General features: G+C 53.9%; 18 protein-coding genes. 2 read left to right on the plus strand and 16 right to left on the minus strand.

Features of this window, described 5'->3' with window-relative positions; all coding sequences use genetic code 11:
• Positions 1-132: 132 nt before the first annotated feature.
• Genes mukB through cmoM form a run of 4 tightly spaced genes read right to left on the minus strand, consistent with a single transcriptional unit; the run spans position 133 to position 7,421 of the window.
• A complete protein-coding gene (mukB, locus tag N5923_RS23720; RefSeq protein WP_267144292.1) occupies positions 133-4,608 on the minus strand; it encodes a chromosome partition protein MukB in 4,476 nt (1,491 codons plus the stop codon).
• A complete protein-coding gene (gene mukE, locus N5923_RS23725) occupies positions 4,605-5,336 on the minus strand; it encodes a chromosome partition protein MukE (protein ID WP_267144291.1) in 732 nt (243 codons plus the stop codon). The genes mukB and mukE overlap by 4 nt, the downstream gene beginning before the upstream one ends.
• The gene (gene mukF, locus N5923_RS23730; protein WP_267144290.1) at positions 5,317-6,639 is read right to left on the minus strand and encodes a chromosome partition protein MukF; all 1,323 of its coding nucleotides are present in this window, start codon (positions 6,637-6,639) and stop codon (positions 5,317-5,319) included. Before mukF ends, mukE begins: the two co-directional genes overlap by 20 nt.
• Complete coding sequence (cmoM, locus tag N5923_RS23735; protein WP_267144289.1) at positions 6,636-7,421, minus strand: tRNA uridine 5-oxyacetic acid(34) methyltransferase CmoM; 786 nt, start codon at positions 7,419-7,421, stop codon at positions 6,636-6,638. The genes mukF and cmoM overlap by 4 nt, the downstream gene beginning before the upstream one ends.
• Before the next feature lie 124 nt (positions 7,422-7,545).
• Between cmoM and elyC the strand changes: the two genes are divergently transcribed.
• Entirely contained in the window at positions 7,546-8,331 is a 786-nt protein-coding gene (elyC, locus tag N5923_RS23740) for an envelope biogenesis factor ElyC (RefSeq protein ID WP_267144288.1), read from the plus strand.
• Here the strand turns inward: elyC and N5923_RS23745 are convergent.
• The 12 genes from N5923_RS23745 to serC all read right to left on the minus strand — a co-directional run bounded on the left by N5923_RS23745 (position 8,311) and on the right by serC (position 22,513).
• Positions 8,311-9,204, minus strand: coding sequence for a YcbJ family phosphotransferase (locus tag N5923_RS23745; RefSeq protein ID WP_267144287.1), 894 nt, complete (start codon positions 9,202-9,204; stop codon positions 8,311-8,313). The genes elyC and N5923_RS23745 overlap by 21 nt on opposite strands.
• A gap of 153 nt (positions 9,205-9,357) precedes the next feature.
• The gene (kdsB, locus tag N5923_RS23750) at positions 9,358-10,104 is read right to left on the minus strand and encodes a 3-deoxy-manno-octulosonate cytidylyltransferase (RefSeq protein WP_267144286.1); all 747 of its coding nucleotides are present in this window, start codon (positions 10,102-10,104) and stop codon (positions 9,358-9,360) included.
• Positions 10,101-10,283, minus strand: a complete 183-nt coding sequence (locus tag N5923_RS23755; protein ID WP_017802467.1) for a Trm112 family protein — start codon at positions 10,281-10,283, stop codon at positions 10,101-10,103. The genes kdsB and N5923_RS23755 overlap by 4 nt, the downstream gene beginning before the upstream one ends.
• Positions 10,284-10,317: 34 nt before the next feature.
• Positions 10,318-11,535: a winged helix-turn-helix domain-containing protein gene (locus N5923_RS23760; RefSeq protein ID WP_267144660.1), complete on the minus strand. Its 1,218-nt coding sequence runs from the start codon at positions 11,533-11,535 to the stop codon at positions 10,318-10,320.
• A gap of 137 nt (positions 11,536-11,672) precedes the next feature.
• On the minus strand, positions 11,673-12,662 hold the full coding sequence (gene lpxK / locus N5923_RS23765; protein WP_267144285.1) for a tetraacyldisaccharide 4'-kinase: 990 nt from the start codon (positions 12,660-12,662) through the stop codon (positions 11,673-11,675).
• Positions 12,659-14,407 carry a lipid A ABC transporter ATP-binding protein/permease MsbA gene (msbA, locus tag N5923_RS23770; protein ID WP_267144284.1) on the minus strand — a complete coding sequence of 583 codons (1,749 nt, stop codon included), beginning with the start codon at positions 14,405-14,407 and terminating at the stop codon, positions 12,659-12,661. The genes lpxK and msbA overlap by 4 nt, the downstream gene beginning before the upstream one ends.
• Positions 14,408-14,442: 35 nt before the next feature.
• Positions 14,443-16,704, minus strand: a complete 2,262-nt coding sequence (locus N5923_RS23775; protein ID WP_267144283.1) for a ComEC family protein — start codon at positions 16,702-16,704, stop codon at positions 14,443-14,445.
• Positions 16,705-16,919: 215 nt separating this feature from the next.
• Positions 16,920-17,204, minus strand: coding sequence for an integration host factor subunit beta (ihfB, locus tag N5923_RS23780; RefSeq protein WP_017802462.1), 285 nt, complete (start codon positions 17,202-17,204; stop codon positions 16,920-16,922).
• Between the two features lie 88 nt (positions 17,205-17,292).
• Positions 17,293-18,966: a 30S ribosomal protein S1 gene (gene rpsA / locus N5923_RS23785; protein WP_017802461.1), complete on the minus strand. Its 1,674-nt coding sequence runs from the start codon at positions 18,964-18,966 to the stop codon at positions 17,293-17,295.
• A gap of 126 nt (positions 18,967-19,092) precedes the next feature.
• Entirely contained in the window at positions 19,093-19,782 is a 690-nt protein-coding gene (gene cmk / locus N5923_RS23790; RefSeq protein ID WP_267144282.1) for a (d)CMP kinase, read from the minus strand.
• 226 nt (positions 19,783-20,008) lie between these two features.
• Positions 20,009-21,292, minus strand: a complete 1,284-nt coding sequence (gene aroA / locus N5923_RS23795) for a 3-phosphoshikimate 1-carboxyvinyltransferase (RefSeq protein ID WP_267144659.1) — start codon at positions 21,290-21,292, stop codon at positions 20,009-20,011.
• Positions 21,293-21,427: 135 nt separating this feature from the next.
• A complete protein-coding gene (gene serC, locus N5923_RS23800; RefSeq protein WP_267144281.1) occupies positions 21,428-22,513 on the minus strand; it encodes a 3-phosphoserine/phosphohydroxythreonine transaminase in 1,086 nt (361 codons plus the stop codon).
• Positions 22,514-22,821: 308 nt separating this feature from the next.
• On the opposite strand from serC, the gene ycaO reads away from it, so the two are divergent.
• Positions 22,822-24,579 carry a 30S ribosomal protein S12 methylthiotransferase accessory factor YcaO gene (gene ycaO, locus N5923_RS23805; protein ID WP_267144280.1) on the plus strand — a complete coding sequence of 586 codons (1,758 nt, stop codon included), beginning with the start codon at positions 22,822-22,824 and terminating at the stop codon, positions 24,577-24,579.
• The last annotated feature ends 325 nt before the right edge of the window (positions 24,580-24,904 follow it).

The raw sequence follows: 24,904 nt of genomic DNA on the forward strand, positions 1-24,904 counted from the left end.
TAGCCGTAACAGACAAAGAAACTTTCACCCGCTGGGCTATTACTCTTTGTTCTAAGTATAGAAACTAAAAACGGCATTTGCCTGAACTGAAGCAAATGCCGTGACCAGATTAATGCGTGAGCAGAAAATTTACTACATTTGTGCTTGTGATTTTTCTGTTTCACCATCCGAAGAGTCTGCATTACTCGCCGGAGAAGGTTCAGCCGAGAAGCCACGCAGACCAACAACATGCACATGCTCGGTATTCTGGAAGACTTTACGCACCAGTTTATACGTGGTGCCTTTTTCCGGACTGATATTTTCTGGTGCCGCAATAATCAGCTGCATCTCCAGACGGTCGCACAGTTCGAACAAAGTAGCGATCGATTTCGCATCAAGACGAGCGGCTTCATCAAGGAACAGTAAGCGGCAAGGTGAAATATCTTTACCGCGCAGTCGACGTGACTCTTCTTCCCAGCTCTGTACCACCATAACCAGAATCGACATCCCGGTACCGATCGCCTCACCGGTCGAGAGCGCGCCACTTTCCGCACGCAACCAGCCATCGGAACCACGGTTCACTTCCACTTCCATCTCAAGATAGTTGCGATAATCCAGCAGCTCTTCGCCGATGGTTTGCGGCGTACGCTGGCCCATATCGATTTGCGGGTTCAGGCGCTGATAGAGTTTAGCCAGCGCTTCAGAGAAGGTCAGGCGATTGCTGTTAAACAGGTCCTGATGTTGCTCATGCTGCTCCGACAACACATCCAGCAGAGTGGAATGCGCTTCACGCACGTTGACGTTAAGACGAACGCTGCGCACCTGACCAAAGCTGACACTGTTCAGACCCTGGTTCAGCTGGCGAATACGGTTCTGCTCACGCTGAATGGTCTTACGAATAATGTTCGACACACTGCGTGAACTGATGGCCAGCATCTGTTCGCGCGCCGTCAGCTCTTCCGTCAGACGGTTCAGCTCAATCTCCATCTGTTCGATGGCTTCAACCGGATCGTCAGTACGAATAATATCCTGACGAATACGTTCACGAAGATGCTGGTAAACCGCGATAAAGAACTGGATCTTACGTTCCGGCCGTTTCGGATCTTCCGACAGGCGCAGCACGTCGCGCAGATGTTCGTTATCGGCCACTGCCAGACGCAGCGCACCCAGCGCCTTATCCGACATCGAACGCAATTCATCGCCGCCAAGATAAGCCAGTTCACGGCGGTGCAGACGGCGTTCGACGCCATTGTCTTTCACCATCCGCATCACCGCACACCAGCCCGCTTTCGCCGACACTACCTGCTCACGATTCTGGTGGTAATCACGCTCCAGTCGACGCAATTTCTTCTGCAGGGCATCCATTTCCGCTTCGCAGAAGGTCAGCTGTTTCTCCAGCTGATTACGACGTGCGCGGTTGTTGCTCAGAGCGCTGTAAAGCTCGTCACGACGAATACGGGCGCGCTCCTCAGCGCTGGCATCGGCTTGCACACCGATATCCTGCATCTCCTGGTTCAGCTCTTTTAGCATGTCGCGCTTGGCGTCAAACGAGCTTTTCAGCGAAGCCAGCACCTGTGAATACTGGGTCAGCTGCGCCTGATGCTGACGCAACTGATCACGCGCACGGGCGCGCTCCGACTCCGCCTGTTCCAGACGACGGCGCAGCTTCTCATTAAGATCACTGTTGCCGTTTAGCATGCCAGCAGAATCGGTATAACCAAAGTGGGCACGACGCTGCGTCACTTCGGTTAAGGCAAATGCCTGCTGACGGGCATCGCGCTGCGTTTGTTGCGCCTGCTGATAATCGGTCTTCAGCTGTTCATGCTGCTCGGGGTCGCTCTGCAATACCGAGACAATCGGTTCAAGCCGCGTCAGGCTGTTGCCATGCTGCTGGATAAAGCGCGACGCTTCGTGCGCCTCGTCCAGACGTTCACGAATCTCTTCACAACGGTCCTGCAAGGTTTCGTCAGTCAGCAAGGTGACACGCGGCAGCAGGCGGTTAAGCTGCGCTACGCCCTCTTTCGCCAGATCGTATTGCTGACGCTGCTGCAGATTGTCATTTTCATGACTGCTTTGCCCACGCTCAATCTCGGTACGTCGGGCATTAAGCTGACGGATCTGCGCTTCAGGATCGTCTTCAAACGCCACCGCCAGATGGCTGCCGATAAAGCGGCTGAACGACTGATGCAGACGCTGGGTTTTCTGTACATCAAACGACAGCGTGGCGTAAGTTTCCGCCAGTTGCTCGCGTTCGTTATGCAGCAGTTCCAGCTGGTTTTCACGCGCAGCACGGCCAAACAACGGGATTTTCGGGAAGCGGGAATAGCGCCACTGACGATCGGCGACTTTCACCACTACCGCTTTTTCCAGTTCTTCGACGCCAAACACACTGTCATCGAAGGATTGCGGGTCCCCTTCGATCAGATAGAGATCTTCCGGGCAATCTTCGAGGCCGTCGAGCTGCTCGCGCACCAGCGACAGATCCGGCACCACGATGGCATGGCGCGACGGACCATACAGCGCCGAGAAGTAAGGCGCATCATCAATGGTGACGTCATCATAGATTTCAGAGAGCAGCACACCGCCAAAACGTTCGGCGAGATTGTTCAGGCGTGCATCTTCGGCACCGCCCGGCTGGCTAAGTCTTTCGATCTGCTTTTCAATATCACGCTTACGCCCGGCGACTTCATCACGCTCAACGGTGGTTTCGCGCTCACGCTCCAGCAGCTGCTGCATAAACTCCGTAACCTGCTGGCTGTTCTCCAGCGGCTGTCCGGTCTGTTCGCTTAACTGCGTCAGGATCTCCTGCGCCGCCAGCCAGTGCGGGGCACGGGCGGTCAGCGTAGAAATTCGCTCACGCAGCTGATCCAGCTCCTGGCGCATCATCATGCGGCGTTCGCCTGCGTCAGCAACGCTCTGCGACAGCTGTTCAATCTGCGCTTCCAGTTCACGCTGTAGCGATTCCAGCTCCTGCGGATCGTACTGCTGGCCCTGACGTTTGCAGAACTCATTCAGCAGACGTTCTGCTTCCTGCTGTTCGCGCAAACGCTGTTCCATCTCGCTCAGGCGCAGGCGCAGCGACGGCAGTTGTTCTGCGTGATGGCGCTGATTAGCGGCTTCGCGCAGCAAATCACGGCCGGTTTGCCAGGCTTCGCTACGGGTAACCGGACCGGCAATTTTGTTGACCAGATCAAATGCCTGTTCGAACTGACTGTGCGCGGCGTCCGCCACACTCATTTTCTGTTCCAGCATTAATAAACGGCTGGTGGCTTCCTGCTCTTTCGCCTGGAAGGTTTCCAGCCACTCTTCGGCATTGTCCACGGAAAGCTCAGGTAAGCGACAGATCTCCTGTGCACGTTGCAGCGCCTGCAACGCCTGCTGATACTGAATGGCGCGGGTTTGCTGCACGTCGAGCGCCTGCTGGTAATCGGCCAGCTGGCTTTTTAACTCATCCACTTCCAGTTCGGCGGCTTCGGCGCGGGCTTCATTCTCTTCCTGCACCTCGCGCGCTTCGGCCACCACCTCATTCTGCTCTTCCAGACGGTAGGTCAGCTCATCAAGATCGCCTTCGTAGCGCTCGATTTTCTCCTGCTGACGCATCGCGGTTTGCACCAGATTCAGGTGATCGCTGGCGCCCTGGTAATCGGTTTCCAGATCGTTTTCTGCGCCATTGTGTTCAGCCAGTTCACGCGCCATTTCGATATGACGGAACTGCTCGGCCGCCAGCTGTTTGCGGCTGCTAAACAGATCGTTGCGCAGCACCAGCGCACCATCGAGATGAATGCGACGCTCGTTGGCGTGACGCATATAGTCGGCGGCGACGTAACTGGTGGCTTCGGAGATCAGATGCTTAAACAGATCGCGATCCGACTGGGTAACGCGAATCGCTTCCAGCGTCATGCGGTTTTCACGCAGCGCCGCTTCCATATCCTGGAAAGCTTTACGCACGCCGCTGTTTTCCGGTAACAGATAGTCACGCAGCGAGCGGGTAATCGCGCTGGAGATACCGCCATACAGCGAGGCTTCAATCAGGCGATAATATTTACTGCGATCGCCCGCGGAGCGCAGACGACGCGCCACAATGCCCAGATCGAACATCAGCGAGTGATAATCGGTAATCGAGTTAAACTGCTTGAACTGCACGCCTTCAATCGCTTCAAGGCGATCTTTTAATTCGCTCAGCGGCAATACACGTGCCTGACGATCGTTCAGCGTCTCGGTCAGAATTTCCGTCGGGTTCATCGCCGACGGCAGCCCATGAATACTGAACGGCTTGATATCGACTTTTTTGTCGCGTCCGGCCACCTGTTGCAGGCGCACACCGACAATCACACGCTGATGGCGCGAGTTCACCACATCCAGCGTCGAGTAACAGACCCCGGCGCGTAACTTACCGTGCAGGCCTTTATCGCGCGAGCCTGATGTCGCGCCAGCTTCGGTGGTGTTACGGAAGTGCAGCAGCGTCAGATCGGGGATCAGCGCAGTAATAAATGCCGCCATGGTGGTGGATTTACCGGCGCCGTTACCACCCGACAGCGTAGTGACCAGCTCATCGAGATCAAAGGTGCGCGCAAAAAAACCGTTCCAGTTAATCAGCGTCAGCGAGCGAAATTTTCCGCGTTCAATCATGCCTGTTCATCCTCCGCATTATCTGACGTTATGCCGTCACTGTCGTTCTCGTTATCATCAGCTTCATCATTGAGCGCCAGACCGGTTTCAATCGCCATCGCTTCGCCATCACGGATCATACGCAGCTGAGCTTCGCGCGGATCGTCACCACTGCGCACATCAGCGCCGAAACGGAACACCGATCCGTTGATGCGAAACTTGCTGCTGTCGTTGCCCATAAACCACAACATGCCTAAACGACGCAGGCGGTTTAACGAGGCACGCATCTTCTCCTGCAGCTTCTGCCGATCCAGGTCAGAACCGGTGGAGCGCTGGTTTACCAGCTTCAGCAGCTTGCTTTCATCGGCAAGGCTCAGCAGCTCGTCATATAATTCCTGCTGGGTAAAAATACCTTCGTTAGCCAGACGTTCCGGGCTGAGATAGAGATAACAGAGGATTTTTCCTACCATCATATCCAGCTCAGAGAGCACCGAACGCGGGATCAGCGTGGTCGAGCGCGGACGCAGATAGAAGAAGCCTTCCGGCGCACGGATCAACTCGACGTTATAGCGCGCATAGAACTCTTCCAGAAATTCCTGATAATCCATCAGGAAAGCATGATTATCTAACTCTTCGATGCCAATATGGCGTCCTGCACGTAACTGACTATCCAGCGCCGGAAACAGCGAATTGGCCAACGCCTGGGCCATTTTAACTGGCATCACTTGCTCAATATTTGTCGATGACATGTGCCTGCACCTTGGCTCCGTAATCATTAATGACCTGCCATTCTGCTGACAGGCCGGAGAAATCTGCTTCGGCCACACCTAAACGCACAGCCTGATCGACGACAATACGCGCCACGTCAAAATGACGCGCGCGCGGATACTGCGCCAGATAATCGCGCATTACCGTCCCTAAGTTGAGCGGTTTTTGCTGCGCTTTGTAAATCTGTAAAGCTTCTTCAATCATTGCTGCAAGCTGTTCACGAATTTCATTAAATTCTTCGTATTCCAGCTCAGAAGGCAGCTCGCCGGTCACCTCTTCGCTGCGCAGCGTCAGCTCTTCATCGCGCATATCGTAGAGACGTTCGGCATTGGCATGGGTTAACGCCCATGGATTGTCGAAATAGTTCTGCACTGACTGACGTAAACGCTGGGCAAACACACGGTTTTTATCCATATCGATCGCGGTACGAATAAATTTATGCACGTGACGGTCGTAACCGATCCACAGGTCAATCGCCTGCTGGCCCCAGCTGATAATACGGTCGAGTTTGTTTTGCAGGTCGAATACCAGCTTGTCGACAAAGCCGAGATCCGGGCTGTTCATGGTCGCATCCTGAATGCGCAGCAGATTCGCCTGCAGCTTGTCGCCCGCTGCCTCCAGCGTATCCTGCAACTCGCGCAGCGTGCCGGATGTTTCCGACAGCAACAGCTCACAGCTGGAGATCGCCGCACGCCAGTCCTGGTTCAGCAGCTGGGCGATATCATCTTTTACCGCCTGCTGCTGCTCGTCCATAATGCGCTGGGTCATATCGATACTGTCGAAAATCTCCGCCACCGAGTACTTCAGCGGCGCAAACACATTGCGGTGCCAGTGGAACTCGTCGCCATCTTCATCCGCGGCATCCGCCGCGCGTTTCAGCTCACCCGCCACAATCGACAGCTGCATCGACAGACGCAAGGTAGAGAACTCGCGCTGGCGAATATAGTAATCGGTAATGCCGATCGCCAGCGGCGTCAGGCGATAGATTGAATTGCCTTCGGTAATTTCACTGGTAAAACGGTTAAGCAGGCGCTGACGCACCATATCATTGATGGCGTTATTGGCACGAACCAGCACGGTTTCATTGGTTTGATCGAAAGCCTTACTGACATGACGAAAAGCATCAATCAGCTCGCCTTCACTCATTTCACCGTCCATTCGCTCGCCGTTAAGGGTGGCGATGGCCAGCAAAAATGCCAGACGTTCGGTCGGTAAAGAGACGGAGAAATCGTTCTTCCGCGCCCAGGCAACCAGTTCCGGTACCGTCTGGGAAAATTCACTCATAGCTCGTCCTTCTGAATGGGTTTCCGCGCTGTGACGTGGATGTAACGCCCTAAACTTAAAAATGGTTCCTGCCGGCAATAACGCTGCTCCATTGCCAGCACTTCCTCGAATCTTTCGATCTGCTTCTCTTTGTCGCGCATATAGTCATGGAATACGCGGATCCCGGCACGCTGCTCAATAATAAAGCCAAGCTCGCTTAACCAGCCATAGACCTGCTGCGGATCGCGCGGGTAGTCGGGTGATAAAGTCTTACGCTTGCGCTTACGTAAATCAGCCTGCAGATAGCCAAAATTGCCAAGGGTCAGCGTGCGCATGGTTAAACCATGCAGGTTGTAAAACATCAGCGACAGCACGCCACCCGGCGCCAGCGTATCCCAGAGCGCCGCCAGTACCTCTTGCGGGTGCGCCACCCACTCCAGCACAGCGTGAAACAATACCAGATCAACCGGCTTATCCAAATGTTGACCGACCTGCTGGGCGCTAATTTGTTTGAATTGCATGTTATCGCTCACACCTTTTTCTTCAGCATGAGCGCGTGCGCGCTGTAACATCTCGCCGGACAGATCGCATAACAGCACCTGATGACCGCGTGCCGCCAGGCCACAACCGGTTTGTCCTTCGCCGCCACCGGCGTCAAGCACTGCAAGCGGACGCGCAGGCAAGGTGGTTAACAGTGCATCCAGCTCCTGCCACAGGATAGCCTGACGGATACGCCCTTTGGTGGTACCGTAAATGTTTTGCGAGAATTTCTCGGCGATATCATCAAAGTTGCGATCCTGCATAACCTCGGCTCCGGAGTTAATGCCGTTAATAATGCGGCTATTTTGGCATACACTGGCGGAGAATGAACCTTTCACTCATCGCTTCGCTTTTAGGTGATGTTTTTTCAGACAAAAGGAGAGCTTTTTGCTACTTTTCACCCTTAAAAAAGTCACTGGCGGTCTGCTGCTGCCCTTGCCTTTCCTGCTTATTGTGATGGCAATCGGCATTTTACTGCTGTGGTTTAGCCGCTGGCAGAAAACCGGCAAAATTATACTCTCTTCCGCCTGGTTAATCCTGCTGTTAATCAGCCTGCAGCCGGTCGCCGACAGATTGTTAAAACCAATTGAACAGCACTATCCGACCTGGAACGGCGGCAAGAAGGTGGATTATATCGTGGTACTGGGTGGTGGCTATACCTGGAATCCTGAATGGGCGCCGGGATCTAATCTGATCAATAACAGTCTGCCGCGGCTGGTTGAAGGCGTACGCCAGTGGCGCGACAATCCGGGTTCAAAAATGATCTTTACCGGCTATGCCGCCAATGGCAATCCGGTCAGTACTGCCGAAGCGGGCGCGCGCGTGGCGCAAACCCTGGGCGTGCCGCCGGAAGCGATTATCACCCTGAGCAAACCGCGCGATACGGAAGAAGAAGCGTTTGAAGTGAAACAGGTGACAGGCAGTCAGCCCCTGCTGCTGGTCACTTCCGCCAGCCATATGCAGCGGGCAATGAACTTTTTCCATGCGCAGGGCCTGACGCCGATTGCTGCTCCCGCCAATCAGATGGCGATTGACTCACCGTTAAACTGGTGGGAAAAAGCGATTCCTGCCGCGCTGTATCTGGGCCACAGTGAACGCGTCTGGTATGAGTCTTTAGGGCTGGCGTGGCAGTGGCTGAAGGGTGACCAGCCTTCAGTAGAGCCAGGGCAGTAATGCCGCAGAGGCCGTGCTGAACTGGACGCGGTCGAACTTGCCGCTGTCGACCATGGTGGCGACCGCTTCCCAGAGCTGATAGAGCCAGCGCCGGCCGATAAAGGCTTCCGCCACCGGCGCATGCTCCAGATAACGGTACAGCAGTGACTCAGCAGCGCCGCCATCCATCAGACGGAACAGCTCATATTCGCGTGGCGCCCAGAGCACAGGACCGGGATTGATCATCGCCAGCAGCTGGTCGCTGCGCGCATCTTTCAGCATGTTGCGCAGCGTCAGATTGCCATGCACCAGCACGCAATTATCATCGAAGCCGTGGAACAGCTGCGGTAGCTGTTCGCGGCTGCGATAAAGAATACGCCGATCGTCGGGCGTCAGCTGCGGCGGCGTCAGATTGCTTAACGTCGCCCACAGCACTTCCACCCGCTGTTTATACCAGGCTGACCAGTGATTTTCCTGCGTACTGTCGACGCTACCCACCAGCCCGTGACTGTCGATACGATGCCAGGCCAGCATGCTTTCCACAATCTGCTGTTGCAGTTCAGCCCAGCGCTGCGCCGTGCGCGTTGGGGCTTCAGCGGAGACACCGCCCATGCGTTCAATCAGTAATACCTCATGCTGCGGTTTCTGCTGGCTGAGCACCACACCATACACCGTCGGCAGCCTGACGGTGCCTTCGCGCGCCAGCATCGACAGCTTATACGCTTCCTGTGCCGCCATCCCGCTATTGCGATAGCACTTCGCCACCAGCGACATGGCATGGCCGGATTTGTCATACAGCGCAAACAGCGTGGCATTCGGTTGTTCGGAAACCGGCACCAGTCGGCTGATTTTTTCACCCAGAACCAGCGCCAGCTCAGCGCGCAACAGTTCCATGGTATCTCCTGTTTTCGTTAGCACGGTGACTATCATGGGCGTCGTCGCGCCAGGTTTCACCGTTACAGATCAAATATGGGGCAAAAAAATCGCTGGCAGGAAAATAACGGAGGCGAGCAAAACAATGGCGGGGCCAGAACAGCCCCGCAGATTTTACTGCATGGCAGCACGTACGCGCTGCAAATCTTCCGGGGTGTCCACACCGACGCTGGGAATCGCTTTCGCCACATCGACATGGATCTTTTCGCCGTACCACAGCACCCGCAACTGCTCTAACAGTTCGATTTGCTCCAGCTGACTCGGCTCCCAACGCACATAGCGACGGATAAAACCGGCGCGATAAGCATAGAGACCAATATGGCGCAGGAAAGTGTCGCCAATGACTTCGCGTGAGCGGGCAAAACGTTCCCGATCCCACGGAATAGCGGCACGCGAGAAGTAGAGCGCATAGCCCTGCGCATCCATCACCACTTTCACCGCATTGGGATTAAACGCCTCTTCCGCACTCTCGATCGGTACCGCCAGCGTGGACATACCGGCAACTGAACGCGTCAGGTTTTCCGCCACCTGACGAATAATCACCGGCGGGATCAGCGGCTCATCGCCCTGCACATTGACGATAATCGTCTCATCAGAAAACTGGTAGTGATCGATCACTTCTGCCAGGCGCTCGGTGCCCGACTGATGATCGGCGCGGGTCATGCAGACTTCCCCACCCGCTGCTTTAACCGCTGCCGCGACATCAGGATGATCGGTAGCGACAATCACCCGGTCGGCGCCCGACTCCAGTGCCCGCTCCATCACATGCACGACCATCGGTTTGCCGTGGATATCCACCAGCGGCTTACCAGGCAAACGCGTCGACGCAAAACGCGCCGGAATAATGGCAACAAAACTCATGGATTAGTCTCTTCCAGCGTCATAGTGCGGGCTTCGGTCTCCAGCAGCACCGGAATACCATCGCGCACCGGGAAGGCCAGGCCATCTGGCTTGCAGATTAGCTCTTGCTGCTCTTTGTTGTAGTAAAGTTTGCCGTTACAAACCGGGCAAGCCACTATTTCGAGTAAACGATGATCCATGGTTCCTCCGTAATGAACCTGGTAATATCAGAATTTAAAGCATATCACAGCGCCAGCCCTCTCCCCAACTGGCCCTTAACCCGTCTGGTGCCTGATCGATCACAATCTGCGCCGCGCCCTGCCAGCGGGCGAAATCATTTAATGCCCGGGTCAGATCCCTGATCAGCGTCGCACTCACTTTTACCCCCTGCTCCAGCCAGATTCCTTTGACTTGCAGAATCTGCTGTTTACGCAGCATTTTTGCATCAAGACGGCCTTTCAGCGCGCCGCGGTGTAAAATCGGCAGCACAAAATAACCAAACTTACGCTTCGCTTCCGGGGTGTAACACTCAATACGGTAGTCAAAATCAAACAGTTCCAGCGCACGTCGTCGATCCCAGACTAGCGGATCAAATGGTGATAACAGCGTGCTGTGGCTGGCCTGCAACGGTTTTTCCAACAGGGGCAGCAATGCATGGTGCAGATACATCTCTCCCAGCTTTTGCACCTGCACCGTGACAATCTCACCGCTCTCCAGTGCCTGCGACAGCACCGGCTTCACCGGCGCGCGTTTCAGGCGGTAATAGTCGGCCAGCCATTCCGCACGGAAAATACCGAGGCTGCGCATGCTGTTATGCAACATCTGCTGCACTGCCTGTTGCTCAGTCAGCATATGCAGGTCGTCATCCCAGTGCGGTAATACCCGCGTGCGCAGATCATACACCCGCTGAAAATTGCGCCGCTCAATCACCATCAGTTCACCTGCGGTAAACAGATTCTCCAGATGGCGTTTATGCGGCTTCCATGACCACCAGCCTGGTTTGTGATCGGCAGCGGTAGCGAAGTCGGCGGATCGCACCGGGCCATGATGTTCAATATGGCGCAACAGCTCTTCGATATCCTGCGCATACTGCTGCACCCAGTCAGCACTGTATTTCCAGCCAAGATTCACCGGATCAAGCATGCGATGGCGCAACAATTTATAATCTTCGGCAGGAATAAAGCAGGCTTCATGCGCCCAGTATTCAAACAGTTTGCCTTCGGCCAGCGTCTGCTCCAGCCAGGATTGCGGATAACTGCCAAGGCGACTGAACAGCACCAGGTAAGGGCTGCGCGCCACCACATGAATCGTATCGATTTGCAGCAGCGACATCTCACGGATTGCGCTCAGTACATCGGGATATTGCGCTTTGCGACCCGGCGACTTCAGCAGTTTTTGCGCGGCAAGGTGCAGTTTACGGGCGGTGCTCAGGGAGAGTTCAATCGCGGGCATCATGACATCCTGAATATTGACATCCTCCCCGCCCTGAAGGACGAGGTTTTAAGGCGATACGGGTATCTGCAATACTGTAGGGGAGCCGTTTTCGGCTCCCGTGCAAATCAGCAGCACGGGCGGCGAGAACACCGCCCCTATATTATATCAGGAAGACACAAGGCCTTAATTTTATCAAGCAGTTCTGCCGCTGGTGCGGCGGTTAACTCAGCATCAACCGGCAGATACCACCAGTTTTCTGCCGCAAAGGCGCGACATTTAACCGCATCTTTTTCCGTCATCATCAGCACCTGATCGGCAGTGGTCAGCGCGCGCAGTTCCGCTTCGCTCAAGGCCTGATGATCAGCAAACGCTTGCTCTTTCACCGGGGTAATCCCCTGCTGTTTCAGCGTGGTGAAGAAGCGCGGCGGATGACCAATACCGGCCATGGCGACCACCTGATCAAAGGCCGTCAGCGCTTTTTTCTCACCGGTTTTAAGATTGATGGCGTCCGCAGGTGTTAACTGCATGGCAATTTCATGGTCGCGCGCCACGCCGCCATTAACAATCACCGCGTCGACGCTGGACAGGCGCGCCGCCCGTTCACGCATCGGTCCGGCAGGCAACCACCAGCCGTTACCAAAGCGACGTACACCGTCAATGACCACAATTTCAAAATCGCGCGCCAGAGCATAATGCTGTAAACCATCATCGGTAACGATCAGGTCAATATTGCCCGCATCCTGCAAGGCTTTTACCGCCTCACGGCGCAACGGCGAAACCGCCACCGGTGCTCGGGTACGCTGATAAATTAATACCGGCTCATCACCCGCTTCCGCCGTAGTGGTATCCGCATTGAGCAACAACGGATAGCGCGCAGCTTTACCGCCATATCCGCGGGAAACGACACCGACACGCAATCCCTGGCGCTGCAACGCCTCGACCAGCCAGATCACTACCGGCGTTTTGCCATTGCCGCCCGCAGTAAGGTTACCTACCACTACGACCGGCAGCGAAGCGCGCCATACCTTGCGCCAGCCAAGCTGATAGCTCAGGCGAATGCCATTGCTGATCAGCCCGTACAGCCAGCTCAGCGGCAGCAGCAGGATATACAGGAGCGAACGTCCGCTCCAGATGCGCTCAATCATTGGCCAAACTGCATTTTATGCAGCTGAGCATAGGCGCCTTTCTCACTCAGCAGCTGGTCGTGTGAACCACGCTCCACGATATAACCATCTTCGACCACCACAATCTCATCCGCTTTTTCGATGGTCGACAGACGGTGGGCAATCACCAGTGAAGTACGGTTTTTCTGCAACTCATCCAGCGCCGACTGAATTGCACGTTCTGATTCGGTATCCAGCGCTGAGGTAGCCTCGTCAAGGATCAGAACAGGACAGTCGCGCAGCAGAGCACGGGCAATAGCGATACGCTGGCGCTGACCGCCAGAGAGCAGCACGCCATTTTCCCCAATCACCGTATCCAGGCCATGATCCATTTTATTAATAAAGTCCATCGCATGCGCCATTACTGCGGCTTTCTCAATCTCTTCGCGACTGTACTTTTCACTACGGGCATAAGCGATATTATTGGCAATTGTGTCGTTAAACAGATGCACATTTTGCGACACCAGCGCCACCTGATTACGCAGGGAGCTCAGGGTGTACTCACGCAGATCGTGACCATCCATCAGGATTTCGCCCTGCTGAATATCATAAAAACGCGTTAGCAGACTGGCAATAGTCGATTTCCCGGAACCGGAGCGGCCAACCAGCGCCACAGTTTTACCGGCGGGGATTGCCAGATTAATATTGCGCAGCGCGGGCGTTTCGCGTCCCGGATAGGTGAACGTCACCTCGCGGAACTCGATATCGCCTTTCGCGCGTTCAACTTCGCGCTTGCCGGTGTCGGTTTCCTGCTCACTGTCGAGAATTGAGAACAGGGTCTGACAGGCCGCCATACCGCGCTGGAACTGGGCGTTGACGTTGGTCAGTGACTTCAGCGGACGCATCAGCGCCACCATTGAGGAGAACACCACGGTAATCGTACCGGCGGTTAAGGTCGCCATCACACTCGGGAAGCTGGCGGCATACAGCACAAATGCCAGCGCCATAGAGGCGATTAACTGAATAATCGGATCGGAAATTGATGAAGCTGACACCAGCTTCATACCCTGCTGACGCATTTTATTGCTGACTGAGGCAAAGCGCTTACTTTCGATTTCCTGACCGCCAAAGATCAGTACTTCTTTATGGCCTTTCAGCATCTGCTCAGCACTGGTGGTGACCTCACCCATGGTGTTTTGCATATTTTTGCTGATATTACGAAAGCGTTTGGAAACCTGGCGAATCGCAATCGACACGATCGGCGCCAGTACAATCAGAATCAACGACAGCTGCCAGCTGTAGTAGAACATCATGATAAACAGGCCGATAATCGATGCACCTTCGCGCACCACGGTGACCAGCGCGCTGGAAGAGGATGAAGCAACCTGCTCGGAGTCGTAGGTGATACGCGACAGCAAAGTACCAGTCGACTGCTGATCGAAAAAGGCAACCGGCATGCCCATCATATGGCTGAACAAACGGCGGCGCATATTCATCACCACGTTGCCAGAGACCCAGGAGATGCAATAACTGGAAATAAACCCTGAGATACCACGCATTAACATCAGGCCAATCACTGCCAGCGGCATCCACAGCAGTACCGAGCTATCTGCTTTACCAAAACCATCATCGAGTAAAGGTTTCAGCAGTGACAGCATTAAAGTATCGCCAGCCGCATTAATGATTAGTGCAACCGCAGCCACGATCAAACCTGCTTTGTGCGGCGCGATCATCGGCCAGAGGCGACGGAATGTCTGCCATGTTGAGAGATCTTTATCCAGATGCATTATATAACCAGCTTGAGATGAAGTAGCCGCTCATTCTACCTGGATTCCCTGGGTACGCCAAACCACTGATGGTACCAACGGGGCAATATTTGCTCTCTTAACCCTCTGACCTGCCAGTTTTCGTTGCTAAATTGCACACTCAGCTGCCCGGAGAGCGCGGTGTCATGCCATTGATAGCCATTACCCTGATAGCGATGAATAATTTGTTTTGCCGGCAAACGCCAGCTGTTAAAGCGCGCCACCGAAGCCAGCGCCGCACTCCCCTGCACATGACGTAACAACAATGCGGTCGACGAGGTGCTACTGCCATGGTGTGGCACCTGGATAATATCGGCGCGTAATGCTGTCTGATAGTGTGCCACTAACGCTCTTTCGGCCGGGGCTTCGAGGTCGCCGGTCAGTAAAACGCGATAACGGCCATCATCGACCAGCAGCACACAAGAATCATTATTCGCGCCACGCTGATTGCCCATCAGAGGCCATAACACCTGAAAATTCAGCTGCTGCCATTGCCAGCGCTCCCCCTGATAACAGGGCAAATGCCCCTCTTTATCCAGCGCACTTCTCACCGTCAGTTGCGGCCAGGCACGCTGTAAACTTGCCAGCCCGCCAATATGGTCAAGGTGGGCGTGGCTGATAATAACCTGCTGCGGTTCAATCCCCTGCCAGCGCAGCCAGGGCGCAATAATCCTCTCTCCCGCATCACCGCCGGGCCAGCGATTGCCGGTATCATAAATAACCGCTTTGCCCTCACGTGAAATCACCACCGCCAGGCCATGGCCGACATCGAGCATATCGATACGCCAGTCGGGCGCAGGCAGACTTTGTCGCCAGTAAACCAGCGTCACCATCAGGCTGATAACCGTTACTGGCGAGGAGCGCCACCAGTTAAATCGCCATACTACCAGCAGCAGCCAGCACAGCAGACAACTTAGTGCCCCTGCTTCGCTTAGCATCAGCCAGCCATCCGGTAATAGCTGTAAGCTGTTGATCACCAGCGCCAGCGAACGATCCACCAGCCACCACAGCGGCTGGCTCAGGAAATTGACGGGGATCAACAGGCTGAGCAGGATTAACGGCACGCTGACCAGCGAAACCACCGGCACCGCAATCAGATTGGCCACTAAGGCGCTGAAACTGACGCCATGAAAGATATATGCTTGTACCGGCATTAGCAGCAGCATCATTCCGAGCTGCAGATGCAGTAACTGCAAGAGTAACCAGCGCCGTTGCACCATAAATCGCGCAGGCAGCGGAAACCAGTGATACCAGAGCAAAAGTGCCGCCACCGCCAGTGCAGACAACCAGAAGCTGTCAGAGAGAATAGTCAGCGGGTCGAAAAACAGGATCACAGCAACGCACAGGCTCCACACCTGCCAGCCACTACAGCGCAACCCTGACAGACGCAGCAAGCCCCAAATGATTAATGCCAGCATAGCGCGAACGGCAGGCGGATTGGCACCGGAAAGCCAGCCGTACAGCAGCGCCACCAGCAGGCTGACAAACAGAGGAAAGCGATAACCTATCCAGTGAGCCGGAAAAAAGAACTGCGCGCCGCGCGCCATCAGCCAGCCGAACAGCGCCGCCAGACCGATATGCATGCCGGAGATGGCCATCAGATGCGCGGTACCGGTCTGACGTAGCAGCTGAGTCATCTCTGCCGGCATCTCGCCACGTTCGCCAAAGGCCAGCGCGCTGATAACCGCCTGCCAGGGCAGTTGCTGATATCCGGGCTGTTTCATGGCGATAATACTTTGCCGCCAGCTACAGCTCTGTTGCAAAGGTTCGGCAGCTAAAATTCGGCCATTAAGCGGGCTATGGTTTGCCAGCGCCTGGCGCTGCAGATCGAAATCCCCCTGATTAAGCCGGGCATGAACCGGCCTTAGGTTCAGCGTCATCCGCCAGCGCTGTCCGACACAGGCGTTGTTTACCCAGCCCGCACCATTGAGAGTGGCGTATAACGGCGGAAACAGCTGCTGCTGCTGCACCGTCAGCAGTCGCACGTTGAGGCGCTGCCCTTCCCCGCTGATATGTTCAATCTGCACTTCAGCTGTCACCGGCGTTGTGCTGAGGCGGGTGATTTGATCCAATACCTGCCGCCCGGCAAAACAGCACCAGATAAACAGCAGCAGCAACAGCGCCAGAGTTTTACCATGACGCCAGCGGATCATCAGCAATATCAGCGCCAGTACACCCAGCGCGTACAGTTGTTGCTGACTGGGTAAGGTCGGCAGAAAACAGAGAGGTAAAGCCGCGCAGATCATCATCCATGAGAGCTGTGTAACTGAGGTTGCCATAACCACTCCTTGTTAGCCTTAGCAACAAGTGTGGCGCAAGTGACTGACTGACGCAGCAACGGATTAGACGAAACGGGAAATAGCTTCAGAGCAATAAATCAGGGGTTCAACAGGTAACAAAAGATTGCGAGCGAATGCACAAAAAAAAGCAAAAAAAAACGACACTCGAAAGTGTCGTTCTGTTCATTTCACTTCTGTTTCCGCTTCGCGGCTGCTTAACCGTAGATATTTGCGCGATCGCGCAACTCTTTACCTGGTTTGAAGTGGGGAACGTATTTACCTTCCAGATCCACTTTGTCACCCGTTTTCGGGTTACGGCCAGTACGAGGTGCACGGTAGTGCAAAGAAAAGCTGCCGAATCCCCGGATTTCGATACGCTCGCCTTCAGCCAGTGTAGTGGCCATATGCTCAAGCATCTCTTTAACCGCATCCTCAACGACTTTCGCCGGAATATGAGACTGCTGGCCTGCAAGTCTTTCAATCAGTTCTGACTTGGTCATAAATCCTCCGGTTAATCCCTAATGGAAAAGGTTTTGACAGCTTACTACAGAATTCGGGTAACTTGCGCTACCCGAATTCACAGGACGATTACTCGCCTTTAGCAGCTTTGAACGCTTCAGCCATAGCGTTAGAGAAGTTACCTTCTTCCTGCTTGGTGTTAACAGTAGCGATGGCTTCTTTCTCATCAGCCTGGTCTTTCGCACGAACAGACAGGCTAACAACGCGGTTTTTACGGTCAACACCGGTGAATTTGGCTTCAACATCGTCGCCAACATTCAGAACCAGAGTTGCGTCTTCAACGCGGTCAACTGAAGCTTCAGAAGCACGCAGGTAGCCTTCAACGCCGTCTGCTAATTCAACTGTAGCACCTTTAGCGTCAACTGCAGTCACTTTACCGTTAACAATAGTACCTTTCTTATTCAGAGAGATATAGTTGTTGAACGGGTCTTCTGCCAGCTGCTTAACGCCCAGGGAGATACGCTCGCGCTCTGCGTCAACCTGCAGAACCACAGCAGCGATTTCGTCGCCTTTCTTGTATTCACGAACTGCTTCTTCTCCGGTAGCGTTCCAGGAGATGTCAGACAGGTGAACCAGGCCGTCGATGCCGCCGTCCAGGCCGATGAAGATACCGAAGTCAGTGATTGACTTGATTTTACCTTCAACACGGTCGCCCTTGTTGTGGGTTTCTGCAAACAGCTGCCATGGGTTAGATTTACACTGCTTCAGACCCAGGGAGATACGACGACGTTCTTCGTCGATATCCAGAACCATAACTTCCACAACATCACCAACGTTAACAACTTTGGATGGGTGGATGTTTTTGTTGGTCCAATCCATTTCTGAAACGTGAACCAGACCTTCAACGCCTTCTTCGATCTCAACGAAGCAGCCGTAGTCAGTCAGGTTGGTCACGCGACCAGTCAGCTTGGTGCCTTCTGGATAACGTTTAGCGATAGCAACCCATGGATCTTCGCCCAGCTGCTTCAGACCCAGTGATACACGGGTACGCTCGCGGTCGAATTTCAGTACTTTGACATTGATTTCATCGCCAACATTGACGATTTCGCTTGGATGCTTAACGCGTTTCCATGCCATGTCAGTGATGTGCAGCAGGCCGTCAACGCCGCCCAGATCAACGAATGCACCGTAGTCAGTGAGGTTCTTAACGATACCTTTAACTTCCATGCCTTCCTGCAGGTTTTCCAGCAGCTGATCGCGCTCTGCGCTGTTTTCGGATTCGATAACCGCACGACGTGAAACAACCACGTTGTTACGTTTCTGATCCAGCTTGATTACTTTGAATTCAAGCTCTTTGCCTTCCAGGTGCAGCGTATCGCGCACTGGACGAACATCAACCAGTGAACCTGGCAGGAACGCACGAATACCGTTCAGCTCAACTGTGAAGCCACCTTTCACTTTGCCGTTGATAACACCGGTAACAGTTTCAGCATCTTCGTAAGCTTTTTCCAGCGTGATCCATGCTTCGTGACGTTTAGCTTTTTCACGAGACAGCAGGGTTTCACCGAAGCCGTCTTCTACTGCGTCCAGCGCAACGTCAACTTCGTCACCCACCTGGATTTCCAGTTCGCCGGCTGCGTTCTTGAACTGCTCTGCAGGAATTGCAGATTCAGATTTCAGACCCGCATCAACCAGCACGATGTCTTTGTCGATAGAGACAACAACACCACGAACGATGGAACCCGGACGGGTTTCGATTTCTTTCAGGGATTCTTCAAATAGTTGAGCAAAAGATTCAGTCATATTGATAATCTTATGGATTCTTCAATTTAACGTCCATCTGACGTCCTGCCGGATGGGGTTGTTTCACATGCCCCATGACATCCATATCACAGGGTTAAGGGATCTCTTTCTGCGTGACTTACCGAATCACTTTTCGGGTAACGCCAGTTTTTCGCGGGCATAGTGTAACGCTTTTTCAATCACTTGCTCAATGGTCATACTGGTTGAATCCAGCACCAGAGCATCTTTAGCCGGAACTAAAGGCGCAATTGCACGGTTACGATCGCGATCGTCACGCTCTTTTATCTCAGATAAAAGGCGCTCAAAGTTAACACTAAAGCCCTTCTCCTGCAACTGTAGCATACGGCGGTGCGCGCGCTCTTCAGAGCTGGCGTCGAGAAAAATTTTCACCGGCGCATCAACAAAAACCACCGTGCCCATATCGCGTCCGTCAGCGATTAAACCTGGCGCTTCGCGGAAGGCTCGCTGGCGGCGCAACAGCGCTTCACGCACGCGTGGGAACGCGGCAACTTTTGAAGCGGTATTGCTGACATCCTGCGTACGGATCTCCGAGGTAACATCTTCGCCTTCAAGGATCACTTCCAGTTCACCATTGGTGGAAATGAAGCGTACATCCAGATGAGCAGCAATCGGAACCAGTGCTTCTTCAGACGCGATATCAACCTGATGATGCAGCGCCGCAAGTGCTAACACGCGATAAATTGCGCCAGAATCCAACAAGTGCCACTGCAGTGCTTCAGCCATCGCTTTACAAAGCGTGCCTTTACCCGCACCACTTGGCCCATCAATGGTGATAACCGGGGCTATTGCCGTCATCTCTCTCTCCTGTTGCTGGAAATTTCCGTGGCTGCCTGCATGTCAGACAAATATCGCCGCGCATTATACGCTGCAATAACCGCGATCGTTACCCTAAAGCATAGACTTGAGCAAAATAAACAGCAGATTCAGAACAGTCAGTGCGACGGTAGCGGCAAAACGGAGAGAAAATTAGCTCGCCGCCAGTCAAGGCGACGAGTATTTATCTTTCAGACTACCGATGAGTTTAGGCCAGCTGGCTGATGCGCGCCAGTTGCTCAAAGTAGTCAGGGAAGGTTTTAGCCGTACATTTTGGATCGAGGATAGTTACCGCAGTGGATGACAGCGCCACCAGCGAGAAACACATCGCCATGCGGTGATCGTTATAGGTGCCAATCTCGGCATAGTTAATCGATGCAGGTGGCGTGATACGAATATAGTCATGCCCCTCTTCGACTTCCGCGCCCACTTTACGCAACTCAGTCGCCATCGCCGCCAGACGGTCAGTCTCTTTGACGCGCCAGTTGTAGATATTACGCATCACCGTGGTACCCTGCGCAAACAGCGCCGCAGTAGCAATGGTCATAGCGGCGTCAGGAATATGGTTCATATCGAGATCGATGGCATTCAGTTCGCCACGCGTACAGGCGATAAAGTCATCACCCCATTCAACGGTTGCGCCCATCTTCTCCAGCACATCGGCAAAACGGATATCGCCCTGCATGCTGTTACGGCCAATGCCGGTCACCCGCACGGTGCCGCCTTTAATCGCCGCAGCGGCGAGGAAATAGGAGGCCGAAGAGGCATCGCCTTCTACCAGATAGTCACCCGGCGACTGGTACTGCTGATTGCCACGAATATCGAAGCTGGTATAACCATTGTTTTCCACCACCACGCCAAAGGTTTTCATCAGGTTGAGGGTGATATCAATATACGGCTTCGATACCAGCTCACCTTTGATCACAATGCGCGTATCCTGGCTTGCCAGCGGCGCAGTCATCAGCAGCGCGGTCAGAAACTGGCTGGAGACGCTTCCGTCCACTGCCACTTCGCCACCGACAAAGCCGCCTTTGATCTGCACTGGCGGGTAATCCTGCTGTTCCAGATAGTCAATCTGGGCGCCGCCCTGACGCAGGGCATCCACCAGATGACCAATCGGACGCTCTTTCATCCGTGGCTCACCGGTGAGGACAATATCATTATTGCCGAGGCAAAGAGCAGCGGCCAGCGGGCGCATCGCGGTGCCGGCATTGCCGAGGAACAGCTCAAGGGCTTTATCCGCATGCAGCGGCCCACCGCCGCCCACCACTTCACACTGAGTACGATCGGCAGAAAGCGTGTAGCTGACACCTAACGCGCTCAGAGCATTAAGCATATGTTTAACGTCATCGCTATCCAGCAGATTGGTTAAACGCGTGGTGCCGTTAGCCAGCGCAGCCAGCAACAGTGCACGGTTAGAGACGCTTTTTGAGCCCGGTAAATTAACGGTGCCGTCGACACGAGCGATGGGTTGTAACGTCAGGGATTCCAGCATGCGAAACCTATTCTCCATAAAACAATTGCAATGAAACCTCGCGCTAAGGCGAGGTTTCAGTATTAAGTAATAACTAAAATTTACCCAAAATACTTCGCGTCGCTGGAAGGCGTCGCAAAGTATGACGGCTAATTACCCGTGGCGGCGCTCGAAGTCGACCATAAAGTCGGTCAGGGCCTTCACCCCTTCAAGTGGCATCGCATTGTAAATGGAAGCACGCATGCCGCCAACCACACGATGACCTTTCAATGCATGCAGACCGGCAGCGAATGATGCTTCAAGGAAAGCGCTGTCCAGTGATGAATCCGCTAACTGGAACGGCACGTTCATACGTGAGCGGTTCGCCAGCGCCACGCCATTGCGGTAGAAATCGCTGTTGTCGATCACGCCATACAGCAGATCGGCTTTCGCCTGGTTCAGCTTATCAATTTCGCTGACGCCGCCCTGCTCTTTCAGCCACTTAAACACCAGCCCGGAGAGATACCAGGCAAAGGTCGGAGGCGTATTGAACATCGAGTCATTTTCCGCCAGCACTTTGTAATCGAGAATCGACGGCAGCTCCTGGCGCGCTTTACCCAGCAGGTCTTCACGTACAATCACCAGCGTCAGGCCGGCAGGGCCGACGTTTTTCTGCGCACCGGCGTAAATCACGCCATAACGGCTGACATCAATCGGACGCGAAAGAATGGTGGAGGATAAATCGGCCACTACCACTCTGTCGCCAAAGTCCGGCTCTTCATTGATCGCCAGCCCATCAATGGTCTCATTCGGGCAGAAATGCACATAGGCCGCATCATCACTGAGCGCCCAGCTGCTCATTGGCGTAATGGCGCTTAAACCCTCAACGGTGGTTTTGGCGTCAATCACGTTAGGTGTGCAATATTTCAGCGCCTCTTTAACTGCGCTGTGGGCCCAGTAGCCACCATCAACATAATCAGCGGTTTTAGCCTGTCCCAGCAGATTTAACGGCACCGCTGCAAATTGCGCGCGCGCGCCACCGTGGCAGAATAAAACTTTATAGTTGGAGGGGATTTTCAGCAGATCGCGCAGATCCTGTTCCGCATCCTCTGCGACCTTAATAAACTCTTTACTGCGATGACTAATCTCCATTACGGAGGTGCCCAGTCCCTGCCAGTTACACAGTTCCTGCTCTGCACGACGAAGCACTTCTACCGGCAACATTGCCGGGCCTGAGCTAAAATTGAAAACCTGAGTCATTTCCCCTCACCACTGTCATATCTATCGGTTATGAATCTGCTATCGGTTTTATCACTGCGTCCCTGATGCTGCAATCATTTATCCGGGTCTGGTGCAGATTTCAGGGGATGCGCCGCAACAGCTTGTAGGGCAATTGCAAACAACCACGCTATTTTGCTCGATACTGACGGTGAGAACGCTGCCGCTACAGCCGTGCTAACTGAAATTCCGCTCCGCGGCCATGAGAAATTATCGCCGCTGCATAGCGATTAAGGGACAAAACCCGTATCATTGCGCGCTTTACGCACAATCAATAAATAGTGGGCAACATGACTCAAACTTATATTCCTGGCAAAGACGCCGCGCTGGAAGATTCCATCGCACGCTTTCAGCTAAAACTGCAGGATCTGGGCTTCAATATTGAAGAAGCATCCTGGCTGAATCCTGTCCCGCACGTCTGGTCAGTACACATTCGCGACCGCGATTGCCCACTCTGTTTCACCAACGGCAAAGGCGCCAGCAAAAAAGCGGCGCTGGCTTCTGCATTGGGTGAATATTTCGAACGTCTGTCGACCAACTACTTCTTCGCCGATTTCTGGCTAGGCGACACCATCGGCAATGGCGATTTTGTCCACTACCCTAACGAGAAGTGGTTCCCGCTGCCGGCAGATGAGAGCCTGCCAGAAGGCATTCTCGATGCACGTCTGCGTAAATTCTACGATCCGGAAAATGAGCTGGGCGCCAGCGAGCTGATTGATCTGCAGTCCGGCAATGCCGAACGCGGTATCTGCGCCCTGCCGTTTACCCGTCAGTCAGACAATCAGACCGTCTATATTCCGATGAATATTATCGGCAACCTGTATGTTTCTAATGGCATGTCAGCGGGCAATACCGCGAACGAAGCCCGTGTGCAGGGGCTGTCGGAAGTATTTGAGCGTTATATTAAAAACCGCATTATTGCCGAATCGATCAGCCTGCCGGAAATCCCGCAAGAGGTGCTGAACCGCTACCCTGGCGTCGTTGAAGCCATCGCGCGTCTGGAAGCGGAAGGTTTCCCGATTCTCTCTTACGATGCCTCGCTGGGCGGTAAATACCCGGTCATCTGCGTAGTGCTGTTCAACCCGGCAAACGGCACCTGTTTTGCTTCTTTCGGCGCGCATCCTGATTTCGGCGTCGCTCTTGAGCGTACCGTTACCGAGCTGCTGCAGGGTCGCGGCCTGAAAGATCTCGACGTCTTTACGCCGCCAACCTTCGATGACGAAGAAGTAGCAGAGCACGCCAACCTCGAAACCCACTTTATCGATTCCAGCGGTCTGATCTCCTGGGATATGTTTAAAGATGACGCTGACTATCCATTTGTTGACTGGCGTTTTGACGGCACTACCGAAGAAGAGTTTGCGACCTTGATGGCGATCTTCCAGGCGGAAGATAAAGAAGTTTATATCGCTGACTATCAGCATCTCGACGTCTATGCCTGCCGTATCCTGGTGCCTGGCATGTCCGATATCTATCCGGCGGAAGACCTGCTGCTGGCTAACAACAGCATGGGCGCTTATCTGCGTGAAACCGTGTTGTCGTTACCGGGCAGCCAGTGGGACAAAGAAGATTATCTGGCGATGATCGCTCAGCTGGATGAAGACGGCCATGATGACTTTACCCGCGTGCGTGAGCTGCTGGGTATTGCTACGGGCAAAGATAACGGCTGGTATACCCTGCGTATTGGCGAGCTGAAAGCGATGCTGGCACTGGCCGGTGGCGATCTCGATCAGGCGCTGATCTGGACCGAGTGGACCATGGAATTCAACAGTTCCGTGGTCAGTGCTGAACGCGCTAACTACTACCGCTGCCTGCAGACCCTGCTGTTGCTGGCGCAGGAAGAGGGCCGCGATCCACTGCAGTATCACAATGCTTTTGTCCGTATGTACGGTAGCGATGCGGTTGAAGCGGCTTCTGCCGCCATCAGTGGTGAAACACCATTCTATGGCCTGCAAGCATCAGACAGCGATCTGGCGGCGTTCCCGGCGCATCAGTCACTGCTGGCCGCTTATGAGAAATTGCAGCGCGCAAAACGCCAGTACTGGAAATAAGCTGACCGGGCTATTTCAGTCAGTTTTCTGGTCTGAAATAGCCCTTTCCCGCTCTGTACCGACTGAATTTAGTGGCTTAAACCAGCTTTGAAAAACAAAAGCTAATAACCAGTCATCATCTGGCACCCATATTCCAGAAAGATGGAATTTTATATAAATCCCCGCGCGTAATATCCTGCCCTGGCTTTAGCAAAACGTGTGCTTTTCAACTTTTATCGTAGATTTTAAAATAATTTTTATTGATAAAAATCAGTTATATACATCAATAAACCCTAAACTTAATAAGGTTACAAGCCCCCGGGTTCGGCCCTAATATGATCCATAT

It is taken from the genome of Winslowiella arboricola, assembly GCF_025527015.1.
Classification (GTDB): domain Bacteria; phylum Pseudomonadota; class Gammaproteobacteria; order Enterobacterales; family Enterobacteriaceae; genus Erwinia; species Erwinia arboricola.